At 34.2% G+C, this 12,228-nt stretch carries 12 protein-coding genes and 1 pseudogene; 11 read left to right on the top strand and 2 right to left on the bottom strand.

The window, feature by feature from the left end:
• Window positions 1–161: 161 nt before the first annotated feature.
• From ACQKIM_RS03280 to ACQKIM_RS03235, 10 genes and pseudogenes are all read left to right on the top strand, one after another.
• A pseudogene (locus ACQKIM_RS03280) lies at window positions 162–578 on the top strand (agmatine deiminase family protein); the annotation flags it as partial.
• A 49-nt stretch (window positions 579–627) separates the two neighbouring features.
• The gene (locus ACQKIM_RS03275) at window positions 628–1,026 is read left to right on the top strand and encodes a cytidine deaminase family protein (RefSeq protein WP_427539006.1); all 399 of its coding nucleotides are present in this window, start codon (window positions 628–630) and stop codon (window positions 1,024–1,026) included.
• Window positions 1,027–1,736: 710 nt separating this feature from the next.
• Window positions 1,737–2,123, top strand: a complete 387-nt coding sequence (locus ACQKIM_RS03270; RefSeq protein ID WP_427539003.1) for an Rrf2 family transcriptional regulator — start codon at window positions 1,737–1,739, stop codon at window positions 2,121–2,123.
• Between the two features lie 244 nt (window positions 2,124–2,367).
• The gene (locus tag ACQKIM_RS03265) at window positions 2,368–3,264 is read left to right on the top strand and encodes an NAD(P)/FAD-dependent oxidoreductase (protein WP_427539000.1); all 897 of its coding nucleotides are present in this window, start codon (window positions 2,368–2,370) and stop codon (window positions 3,262–3,264) included.
• 132 nt (window positions 3,265–3,396) lie between these two features.
• Window positions 3,397–3,711, top strand: coding sequence for a thioredoxin family protein (locus ACQKIM_RS03260; protein ID WP_427538997.1), 315 nt, complete (start codon window positions 3,397–3,399; stop codon window positions 3,709–3,711).
• Between the two features lie 27 nt (window positions 3,712–3,738).
• A complete protein-coding gene (locus ACQKIM_RS03255; protein WP_427538994.1) occupies window positions 3,739–4,635 on the top strand; it encodes an NAD(P)/FAD-dependent oxidoreductase in 897 nt (298 codons plus the stop codon).
• A gap of 591 nt (window positions 4,636–5,226) precedes the next feature.
• Window positions 5,227–5,646 (top strand): Rrf2 family transcriptional regulator, encoded by a 420-nt coding sequence (locus ACQKIM_RS03250; RefSeq protein ID WP_427538991.1) that lies wholly within the window; start codon window positions 5,227–5,229, stop codon window positions 5,644–5,646.
• Between the two features lie 110 nt (window positions 5,647–5,756).
• Window positions 5,757–6,701, top strand: coding sequence for a DMT family transporter (locus tag ACQKIM_RS03245; protein WP_427538988.1), 945 nt, complete (start codon window positions 5,757–5,759; stop codon window positions 6,699–6,701).
• A gap of 385 nt (window positions 6,702–7,086) precedes the next feature.
• The gene (locus ACQKIM_RS03240; protein WP_427538985.1) at window positions 7,087–7,533 is read left to right on the top strand and encodes a GNAT family N-acetyltransferase; all 447 of its coding nucleotides are present in this window, start codon (window positions 7,087–7,089) and stop codon (window positions 7,531–7,533) included.
• A gap of 423 nt (window positions 7,534–7,956) precedes the next feature.
• Complete coding sequence (locus ACQKIM_RS03235; protein WP_427538982.1) at window positions 7,957–8,502, top strand: NADPH-dependent FMN reductase; 546 nt, start codon at window positions 7,957–7,959, stop codon at window positions 8,500–8,502.
• A 405-nt stretch (window positions 8,503–8,907) separates the two neighbouring features.
• Here the strand turns inward: ACQKIM_RS03235 and ACQKIM_RS03230 are convergent, their stop codons facing one another.
• Window positions 8,908–10,032: an MFS transporter gene (locus ACQKIM_RS03230; protein WP_427538979.1), complete on the bottom strand. Its 1,125-nt coding sequence runs from the start codon at window positions 10,030–10,032 to the stop codon at window positions 8,908–8,910.
• Window positions 10,033–10,802: 770 nt separating this feature from the next.
• Window positions 10,803–11,474: a GntR family transcriptional regulator gene (locus ACQKIM_RS03225; RefSeq protein ID WP_427538976.1), complete on the bottom strand. Its 672-nt coding sequence runs from the start codon at window positions 11,472–11,474 to the stop codon at window positions 10,803–10,805.
• Window positions 11,475–11,733: 259 nt separating this feature from the next.
• Between ACQKIM_RS03225 and ACQKIM_RS03220 the strand changes: the two genes are divergently transcribed.
• On the top strand, window positions 11,734–12,222 hold the full coding sequence (locus ACQKIM_RS03220; protein ID WP_427538973.1) for an OsmC family protein: 489 nt from the start codon (window positions 11,734–11,736) through the stop codon (window positions 12,220–12,222).
• The last annotated feature ends 6 nt before the right edge of the window (window positions 12,223–12,228 follow it).

The raw sequence follows: 12,228 nt of genomic DNA, 5'->3' as shown, positions 1-12,228 counted from the left end.
TTTTGAAAACCTCTTTTCGAATGGGTGTTTTTGCTTTAGTATAGGGGCAAATACTCCGCTAAAAATGAGGTTGAAAACCATTGAAATGAAATCAAATAGACTTTGACTTGATCCTTGAGCTTGACACTGTGTGAAGCAATATAATGTAACCATACCCTAAGAACCAAGATATCAATATGAATATGATTGATTTTTTTTTAGCTCCTACTGATGATGTGTGGTCAAGGGATAATGGTCCGATTTTTGTTTATGAACAACATAAGAATTTAAAAATTTGGGGGCCGAAATTTAATGGCTGGGGAGAGAAAACTCCTTTTGCAGAGGATGCTTTGATGAGTGAACGCATCAGTCGGGAATTAACCATTGGAAGAATTGTTATGGAAGAATTTGTTATTGAAGGCGGAGCGATGGAGCTGGACGGAAACGGTACCTTTTTATCAACGAGAAGCTCTGTCGTCAACAAAAATAGAAATCCTGACTTATCTGAAGCGGAAATTGAAAAATATCTCGTGACAATTTTTATTTGGTTAAACGGAGTTCCTGGTACAGATATTACTGATTTTCATATTGATGGATTTAATTTTTACCCAATCGATTTCATGTTTCTAGAAAAGGAGGTTCACACTTATGAATCATAAAGAATTAAAAAAGATTGCAACTGCAGTTACTTCACCTACAGAATTAAATGATTTTGTTCAGTATGGAAGTGTTGGTGCAGCCATTGAAACTGTAGATAGTAATATTTATACAGGAATTAGTATAGATACAGCTTGTTCCATGGGTTTTTGTGCGGAGCATGCAGCTGTTGTAGACATGTTAAAAAATGGCGAATATCAAATAAAGGCCTTTGTAGCAGTTGATTCGGAAGGAAATGCTGTTCCACCATGCGGACGGTGCCGGGAGTTAATCAGTCAGCTTTCAAAAGAAAACTTAGAGGCTGTTGTAGAAGTTGAAAATGACACGTTTGTTTTATTAAAAGAGATTTTGCCATATGACTGGAAAACCAATCGAGGAAGGGATTGGTAACTGGTTACTAAGTATTTATAAATATATTAATACAGAAAAAGGAAAGGTATAAATTCCCGATAGATACGGACCTCCAAGATTATCTTGAGCATATGGAACATCATATTCACAACCAAATCTTAATTGAAATTAAAGACTTATAATTCAAGTAAAGGGCGGAATTGTGGAATAACACTTAGATTATAGACGACTTTTTGTTATTGCGTATTTAAGCAATAACATCTTTGAATTTAAATTTTTAATTATTTAAAACGAGTGGAAGCGATAAAGGAGGCCGTGGAGTAGATCATTATGGGGAATCTTGATAAATGAACTAACGGAAATAATGTTGAAACAAATTAAATGATTATTTTATTGGTACACACACTTTATTTGAAAGTGGAGATAATTATGTTTTAATCACTTCTTTTTGAGAGGTTCAATCATATAATTAGAATGGATTGTCTACCTTTTTACAATTTAAAAATATGTATTCACTCAAGGTTATGTAGTTAAGATTTATAATCTGAAACAGAGCCTCGTCCCTCTTCAATCCACTTTTCAGTTTGTTACGCTCTTGCTCATTTAGACATAAAATACACTGTCGGATGATCATATCAAACAGGGGAAAACCGTAATCTTTTTTCAACATGAGGGCATAAATATTGAAACAACTTAAATTCAGTGCTATTATGGATGTGTAAAGTCTTTTATTGGAGTGAATAATAGTAATGAAATATTCTAAAGCTACCAATTATGCACTACACACAATGCTTTTTCTTGCGAAGGAAACACCAAATAAACCAATGGGTGTCCAACAATTAGCTGAGATGCAAAATGTTTCTCCCACCTATTTATCTAAAATATTAACTAAGTTAGTAAAAGAGGGAATGATTAACTCCATATCGGGTGCTAATGGTGGATATACACTTCGTCACAATTGGGAAGCTATTTCATTTTTAGATATTATACATGCAATTGAAGGCAAATCTTCGTTGTTTGATTGTTGTTTATATAACGATCCTAATTGTGTAATAAAAGAAGTGATGCTTTCTGCAGAGGAAAAACTGGAGAATGAGTTAAGAAACAGAAAAATATCAGATCTTGTGAAAAAATAGTCGTGGATTTATAATCCACCATTATTTTTAAAATAATTAGGGATATAAAGAGTCTTTTAAGTCTAATTTAATTTCTTACGATACTTATCTATTTCTTACTTTAAACAACTTTCGAGTGGTCATAGCTTAGAATCATTCTGTTTTTAAACTTTAATTTAAGCTAGAATGCATGTTGTAATGCTGAAATTGGCATTTTAACGAAGCAACATGTAATCTAAACAACTTATGGAGGAGATTCACACGGATGGAATTATTTGATTGTGCAGTTATAGGTGCAGGTGGCGCTGGTTTAAATGCAAGTTTGATTTTAGGGAGGTCCCGTAAAAAAGTCGCTTTATTTGATAATGGAACAAATCGGAATCGTGTGACGCAGGAATCACATGGGTTTCTAACACGTGATGGGATTAAACCAGCAGAGTTTAAAGAAATAGCTTTGAAAGATGTGAAAAAATATCCTTCAGTTCATTTTTATCAAAACACAGTTATGAATATAACAAAGCAATCTAACGGATTGTTTAAAATTGAGACGTTGGAAGAGGTAGAGATTGTTGCAGAGAGAATTATATTAGCAACAGGTGTTCAAGAGGGATTCCCAACGATTCCTGATATTAAAAATTATTATGGGAAAAGTTTATTTAGCTGCCCAACTTGTGATGGATGGGAATTAAGAGATCAACCCCTAATTATTATTTCAGAAAATGAAGAACATACTCTTTTTAAAGGGAAGCTTATTTATAACTGGTCAAAGGATTTAGTAATAGCGACAAATGGTCATGAAGTTTCTGCTCCGACATTGAATGAACTACAAAGAAAAGATATAACTGTTATTACTGAACCTATTCAAAGCTTAAATGGTGAGGACGGTTATTTAAACAAAGTAGTGTTTAATTCAGGACTTGAAATCGAAAGAGTTGGAGGATTCATTGTACCTAATTTTGTGCGATCAAATCAATTTGCAGAGCAGCTGGGTTGTCAAATAAATGAAAATGGTAGCATTGTGACAGATGAGGCAGGGCGAACGTCGCAGGAAAATATTTATGCAGCGGGGGAGACAGCAAAATTAGGTCAATCTTCGTTAATAGTTGCTGCTGCAGAAGGATACAAAGCTGCGATGGCAGTTGTTTTCGATAGTACAATTTAAAAAATTTTAACTTAATTATCGACATTAAGGGTCCTTAATATGTATTGGAAGGGGTGATAGTAGGTTTAAGTAAATAATACTAAAAGCATATTATATCTTTAAGATTTTTATTTCCATGAAGGAGGATAAATTATGACAATAGCTCATGTAACAACAAAGCAAGAATTAGGAGAACACTTAAAAACTGAAAAAATGGTGTTAATAAATTTTTGGGCAGAGTGGTGTAGCCCATGTAAAATGTTTGGGATGGTTCTTAATCAACTTAATGAAGAATACAGTGATAAGGTGAAAATTTTAAGAGTGAACGTTGACAAAAGCCCAGAGCTTGCAGCGGAATATCAGGTGCTTGGAATCCCTCATTCCCGTTTGATTATTCATAATAAATTACATGAACCAATTGTTGGATATATTCCTTTTGAAAATCTAAAGCAAATTATTGGAATTTAATTCGTGATAAAAACTGGAGGAAAAAAGATGGAAATTTTTGAATGTGCAATTATTGGTGGAGGACCTGCAGGATTGAATGCTGCATTATTATTAGGTAGGGCGAATCGATTAGTCGCATTGTTTGATACAAATAATGATCACCTTGCATTCGAGCTTCAAGAAAGTATTTCAAGAAATGGAAATGCCGCTATTGAATTTATGCAAGCAGCAAAAGAAAAATTAAATCAATATCCTACTATTCATTCCATCGTTAGTCAAAACGTTAGGGCTATTAAACAATCAGACAATAAGCTTTTTAAAATTTATACAGAAGATGGTGAAAACTATCTTGCTGAGAAAATCCTTTTGACAGATGGTACTAAAATACAGACAGCTATCCCAAATATTAAGCAATACTATAATAAAAGTATTTTTACTTCTCCATATGGCTATGGTTGGGAATTAAAGGATAAAAAATTGATTTATATAAATGAAACAGGTGATGTTGCAAGAACTGCTAAAATAATTTTTAATTTATCAAATGATTTAGTTGTGGCAACAAACGGTCATGAAGTAAAGGAAAATGAAAAGAGAGAGCTAGAAAATAAAGGGATAAATGTGATCACCGATAAGATTAAAGAAATGAAAGGGCATAATGGGATATTGTGTAGTGTCGCCTTTCAAAATGGGTTAGAAGTTGAGCGAGAAGCAGGCTTTATTACCCCATCTATTTATACAACAAATACCATTGGTCAAGGATTTTCTTGTGATTTAGATGAACATGGGTTAATCGTTGTTGATCATTTCGGAAGAACATCAGAAAAAAATGTGTATGCAGCTGGTGATGCTGCTCAGCCTGCACCAACAGAAATTGTTCTTTCAGAAGCAACGGGAATTCAAGTAGCAATAACAATTAATGCAGATATTTCAATTGAAAAATTTTAAAAAATTTAGACCTTTTTACTCAAAGGGTGGCCTTTACTCGGGATGGTTCGATGTGATAAAGATACCTGAGCACAAACAGTCACGATCATATTGTAGGGCTTGCCTCCATTTTTACTTTCATAAACTGTGAGAATAAATTATCATCATTAGCATCTCTCATATTAAAAGGTGGTAAGATGAATCTGATTGTAATTCTTATTCAGTGGTTCTAAACACCTGCTAAAAGAAGGTAAAGCCTCTTGCTAATATGAACTAGTTATCATTGCAATGAACAATTGGATGAAAGTTTTAATGAATTAGTGTTAACTGTAGGGGATTTTATAGGTTGGTATAACGAGAGGGTATTGGGATGGGAATAAATTCCATACCCTTTTGTCGATTTGAGGAAAATTCGGATGATGTGCAAATGGGGATATTAGGGAAGCTCATGGAAAATTCTTTAGAAAAGAATTGAATGCACATTGGATAGGGATTTTCGGAAGATATACTTCTGTGTCTTGAAGTAATCAAGTAAAAGATGAACAATCGGACGCTTTAAGGAATAAGAAAATTTTAAGGTGGCAATCCCGCCCTGGAGGTGATTCAATCATTATGAAATTTTCAAAAGCTACAAATTATGCTCTTCACTCTATGCTTTTTCTTGCAATGGACACATCAAACAAGTTTGTTGGTGTACAGGAGCTAGCAGAAAATCAAAAAGTTTCTCCAACGTACCTCTCTAAAATATTGACTAAATTGGCTAAAGAAGGGATGATTATTTCTTCTTCAGGTGTCAATGGAGGTTATTCCATTAGCCGAAAATTGGAAGAGATTTCGTTTTTGGACATCATACATGCTATTGAGGGTAAATCATCTTTATTTGATTGCTGTTTAGATTCTCTTTCAGAATGTGCTTTAAAAAAAATAATGCTTTCAGCAGAGAAAAAAATGGAGGAAGAGTTAAAGAATCAGAAAATATCAGATCTCGTAAAAAAAATCTGTAAAAAAAATCCGCCTTTATTTTTTTTGTAAATCGGAGATATAAAAAGTCTTTAAAGTCTTTGATTGTAGTTTCAAATTAGTATAAAAAATATCAAATTTAATTAATATTTTTCAATTTTAAAAATAAAAGGGGTAAATTTATGCAAATCATCATACTTTACTTAATTATGGGGATAATTATAGGTATGCTTTTCCCTATTCAGGCATCTATAAGTGCTCGTTTAGGTTCTTATTCAAAAACACCTTTAACAGCTTCGTTCATCGCATTTTCTTTTGGATCAGTGATACTACTCATAATTAATTTAATAGTAAATCCTGCAGGAATCAGTGTTGGGATTGATTTTTCATATCCATTGTATGTTTTTATCGGTGGAGCAATAGCTGGTATTGGCTTTCATGTGGCTAATGTTATTCTTTTTTTAAAACTAGGTGCTTCAGTTACAACAATAATAACTGTAACTGGGCAAATGATTGTAGGAGTTTTAATTGATCACTTTGAGTGGTTTGGTGTATCAGCCAATTCTATTAGTACTACTAGAATAATCGGGACTATCATTATGATTTTAGCTATTTCATTGGTTCAATCTAAAAAGCAAAGAGATTTAACTGCGTCGTCAGAAGAGAAAAAGGATAGTAAAATTATTTGGGTAATTCTGGGGGTTTTTGCTGGGTTTTTACCACCATTGCAAACCGCTATTAATGGAGAACTTCGCGTTGCAACGGGCTCTCTTTTAGGGGCTACTTTTATTTCTTTTTTTGTTGGCGCGATTATCTTGCTAATTATGATTTTGATTACTAGACGTCGCTTAGAAATTCCTTTGTATGATACTCAAAATAACCGTATTCCTGTTTGGGTATATATGGCGGGTATATTTGGCATATTTATTGTAACAGGTAACATTGTCTTATTACCTGTACTTGGATCAGTTCTAACTACTATGGTTTTTCTATTGGGACAAATGATTATGGCTGTAATAATCGATCAGTTTGGAATTTTTAATTTACAAAAAAGGAAAATTGATAGTAGAAGAATTGCCGCTCTAGTATTGACTATTATTGGAATAGTATTTGTTAAGTTCTTGTAATTTTTTTATGTAACTAGGCGCATATTCAATAGTTCAAAACTACAAACGAACGTTCGAGCATTAAACTGCATGTTAGCTTCACAAATCGCATGGGGATGCCCCTGACGAAGAATGCCGTATTTAGCCAGCTTTTTTCAGCGTTAATTGCTTATGTGTTACTAAAATTTCTGCATATAGAAGGACACAAGAAAAACAACTGCAAACGCTTATCTTTTCGCTAATTTTACACGCCAATTTCTTTGTGCTACCTTGCCGATTGAATGGCGTATTGGTTTGAAAGAAATACTCGCATTTCATTGGGAACTGAATTCATTAAATATTGTGTACTTTTGGTTAATCAACACATGTGATATATATACATTAAATTTGATGGAGGTAAGTATTTATGGAATTAAAGGCAGATTTATATTCATTGAAAGTTGACATAATTGATGACTGTGTTGATTTATTTATTGATACTTTCTCAAAGGAACCTTGGAATGATGTATATGAGTCAAGGAAACAAGTTGTAGATTTTTTTGAAAATTACATGAAAAACGATTATTTTATTGGATACGTTCTAAAAATAGGTGATGAACTTGTTGGATTGAGCATTGGGGCAAAAAAGCCATGTCTAAAAGGAATGGAATATTTCATCGATCAATTTTGTGTAAGTGAAAAATTTCAAAAACAAGGAATAGGTAGTAAGTTTTTAGAACTGATAGAATCTGACATTAAAAAGAAAGATATAAATACTATTGTGCTAACAACTTCTAAGGGATTTCTGTCAGAAAAATTTTATATTAAAAATGGATTCAAAGTATCTGATAATGCAATTCTTCTTGCCAAGTGAGCATACCTAAAAAGGACGAATAGTATTTTTCCACGATGATGATGCATTATTCGACCTAAGGAATAAGGGCATAGTTAAAGGGGAAATGTTCCCGTTAACAGTTGTAAAATTTTATTATGGAGTTAATCGGTACAGCTTGCACTTTAGGCTTTCGGAGGTAGGTCGGTGCGGTGAAGGTTTCCTCCCTTGGTTATTTCTCACAACAATTAATAACCAGGACAGATCAACGACCAACCAGCGCCTCATAAACTTGTTTGGGGAATAACATACACATGGCCAGCCTATATTTTTTAAGAGATTTAAGAAACCTAATTACAAATAAGTTGATTTTTTATTGTAAAAGTTGACAGATTTTCATAAGATAATTCAAAATCTTTGATTACTATGTATTTGAACAAGTATTCTATTTATAGAGGTGATAGAATGGGCAAACATAAAAAGATAATAGCTATTTCAGGTAGCATTCGAGAAGCTTCTTCCAATACTAATATATTAAAGGCTATATCTGCTTTTATTCCTGAAGGTATTGATTACTCAATTTATAACGGAATAAAAGACCTTCCGCATTTTAACCAGGATATAGATGCAACGGAACCACCAGTTGTTGTTGAGAATTTTAGAAAAACGTTAAGTGAATCACATGCGCTTATAATCTGTACGCCAGAATATGCAAAAGGTGTACCAGGAGTCTTGAAAAATGCGCTAGAGTGGCTTGTTTCATCTGGTGAACTTTATAAAAAACCAGTGGCTGTTATAACGGCTTCACCGTCGATTACTGGCGGAGACAAAGCTCATGAATCTTTACTGCTTACGCTGGAGATGATTGATACTATTATTGTTGAGAATGGGTCGTTGCTAGTTCCATCTGTCGGAACTAGATTTAACAATAATGCTACAGTGAAAGACGAGAGTACCAAGCAATCAATCATTGACCTTATCAATAGTTTAGTGTACGAGATTAATAAATAACATAATCAACAAGTGCAGGGAAACACTTTTCTGCCTTACAAACATGTCCAGCTCAACGTGTATGTGAGAAATGAGCTAACTCGATAAAAAAATAATTATGCCACAGAAAAAAGCCTTATCATGCACGATAAGGCTTTTTATTATGTCTAGTACAAGATATACCAGAGTTAAAAGACGATAGTTCGGTGTTTTAAGCGAGTATCGAGCAGAGTTTCCTCCTACTTGATTCGTTGGTACTTGCTTTTGAAGCAAAAAGTTTTTGAGGTTTAAACAGTTTGGATATTTATGACAGCCGTACTATGGAATATAATTTTTAAGCCTCCAGTGAATATCACAGAATCGGAAAGCAGTTCTTTGTGCAAGTATAAGTCGAATCTAGGTGCAATTATACCGTGACAGAATTGATCACCATCTATTTTTTTGCCAAATATAAACTGCACAACATAAGATTAAAGCACTTTGCATTAGCCAAATTCCAATTGTTAATGAAGTCCACTTCGTAAGTACAGGTAATAGTAAAAAGCCTATTAAAAACCCACATCTTGTTGCAAGTGTGTTAAGACCGAGCAAGCGACCTCGCACATTCTCGTGGCTGCGCTGTAAAAGTGTATAGTGATTCACTTGTACGAATGCTTCAGAAGCTCCTATTAGTAATAAAATAAAAAACGTGAAGGACGTTATTTCATAAATAAAGGTTAATGATACAAAAAACGCAAACAATAGTAAGCTTATAATATAACGTCGTTCGTTTACAGCTTCTTTTTTAATAAACCACGTAGAAAGGAAAGAACCAATAGCAATCGTTGACCACATCAAGCCGTTATATAAATCACCATTTTCTTTTATAGATGTGAAAAGCGGCAGGGCATATTGATAAGCAGAAGCTGCTAGTGGATAGACAAAGCCCACTATAAGCAAAAACAAATACCCATCTCCCATTATAATGTTTTGGCTAGCTTGTCTTTGTTCATTTGTTCTTAGTAACAAAGATGGTTCTATCCAGCGAACTTTTAACAATACGATTGCTGATCCGATATACATTATTCCATCAAACACAAGTAAATACTTGTAAGAAAAAAATGCAGAAATAAAGCCACCAGCCGTAAAGCCAATAATACTCATGATTGCTCCAAGTCGTACAAGAAGAGTATTAATTTTCGTAAGATTTTCTTTACCAAACATTGAGGGGATGGATGCACGATAACTCACATCGAAAAATACATATGTTATTCCAAGAAAAAAAGCAATCAATACAATAAACAACGGATGTTCTAAAAAAATTAGACTTAATACAATTCCACCGCTTGCAAACTCCGAAAAAATCATTGTTCTGCGTTTTGAAAAACGATCTGCAACTATACTTGCAAGATAACTTATCATCAAGCCCCCAACTTGTCTCCCTATAAAAAATAAGGTCATATATAGCTCAGGATAAGGGCTTATTAACAGTGCACTTGACAATCCGATAAACTGCATGCGGGAACTAAAATCAGAAAATGCTTTTGTATAAACAAAGTAAATTGGTTTCATAATAGCCTCCAAATTTTGGGCGGCTAAAGAAATGTACGTCCCTTATTAAGGGCGTACACTGATGATGATTTGCATAAATAATACCTCCTGAAATATTGAAACATAAGTATAGTAAAGTAAATGGGACGTGCTTCCGTTGCTCGCCTTGTATTCACTTTAATTATATGAATAAACTATTAAAAAAGATAGATAATAGTTAATCCAACAGGCTCTCTTAATAAATATTTGTTTTTTTGTATATGTAATTATCTGTGAAGGGCTTTTCGTTAACTGGTTAGTGGAAAGGGATAGTCTTCCACACTATCTAAGTAGTAGACCAAATTTTCTAGTCCCTCCACCGTATGTTCAACTTTTACACTATTTTTATAGGGCCTGTTTATCCAAGAACATTTGAATTTGACTTTCACCTTTTGCGACATCCAGACCTACAACTGGATTCATAAATGATCTCCTCAAGATTCGCACTGAGGCTACGTCCTTCAACCAAACGAATGTCTGTATTTCCAACAGTATTTTATTAAATCAATTATGTAAATAAAAAAGGATAATTAGCCTTATAATAGACTAACTATCCTATATATTTAAATCTTAATTTAAATCTTTTTTTCAGAATGGATTTTTTAAATTATCGTAAAATGCTAGTTTGTGAGATGTTTTTAATCAAAATTTTTTTCAAAGCAACAGCTATATTTGTTAATTAGAGGGATAGACAGGGAAAATTAATCAAAGCCCTCTCCTTATCATAAGAAAGAGGGTTTTGATGCGGGTCTTTAAGGTCCCAATATGTTTAGCAATAGTGACACATCGTTTGTGGAACCAACGGTGATGATAGTTTTTTGTTCGACGTCAGCCAACATCCTCACTCTCTCCGCCAGATCCGCTCTGGTCACAATCACATCTGCAGTGTGAATGGCTTCTTTAAGGATATTTTCTGGTGAAGCCATATCGATCGTATAAACGTTAGCGGCTGCCATCAGTTTGATTTCATCAAGATAAAAGACGCACGATTGTGTTTTGCACTCGATAAAGAGATAGCGTAGTTTCTTCTCGAGCGGTTGGTCAAATAGCTGTACATAGGCAAATCCGGACAACAGGACGTTCTCCGCATCGTAGCCCATCTCGTAAACCTGCTTAATGGTTTGTTCTACAAACGAAAAATGGGGGTTTTGCCTTTTGAACACTTCGATTTTGTCTTTATCAGCAATTTGTGTTCCGCGACCCTTTTGAATCGCCAGAAGACCCTCTTCTTTTAGTTGAGAGTAGATCCACTGAATTGTATTTCTATTAATGGAAAGCTGATCCGCCAACTGGTTGGTTGAAGGTAAGGAGTCCCCAGGTTTCAGAAGCTCTTTGCCGATTAACCATTTGATCTGTTCCTTAATCTGCACATTAATTGGCAGAGAAGAACGGGAATCGATTTTAAACAACAAACTAGAATGCACTATGACGACTCACCGACTTTCTTACTTTACTAGTATTCTGGATAACTTCTAGCTTAATGTTAAGGAGAAAAAAAATCAAGTGGCGAAGCTATTGCATAGCAGAATTCAGGTGCACCATGTATTTTCTGCCGTGTTTGTTGTTTTACGGTGGCATGGATGCAGTAAAAAGGATATTGACAAATTAATTTATTAGAATTATTATAAATAACTAGTTAACTAGTTAACTATGTGATATGACAATAAAAAGGAGTGAATTCAAATGACTGGCTTGAAAACAAACGTTAATACGGTCTGGTACCGAAATATTAAAGGTAATGGGAGAATCAAAGCTAACCAACTGCAAACCCAAATTGCTATTCCGGAATCATTCGGCGGCAGCGGGGAAGGTGCAAATCCGATGGAAATACTTGTATCTGCTGCGGCAGCTTGTTATACCTCAACACTTACTATTACACTCGATACTCAACAATTACCTATTGCCGGATTGACTATGGATACGGAGGCAATCCAATCAGAAGAGGGAGTGAGAATCGTTCATTTTCCACACATCGTTTTGGCTCCAGATGCAACAGAAGAACAAGTTCAATCTGCAAGAGAAGCAGTTGTGACTGCAGAGCAAAATTGTTTTATTGGAAATATGTTAATAAAAGGAGGCGTTCAGATTGAGGTGAAAGGGGAAGCATCATTAAGCTCAGAGGCAGATGTCATTCGTCAATACATGAAAGAACACGCTTTGGACTCATTTTAGAACGAA

The organism is Lysinibacillus sp. NPDC047702 (genome assembly GCF_050272555.1).
Classification (GTDB): Bacteria; Bacillota; Bacilli; order Bacillales_A; family Planococcaceae; genus Lysinibacillus.
This window is presented reverse-complemented; position numbering and strand designations above follow the sequence as displayed.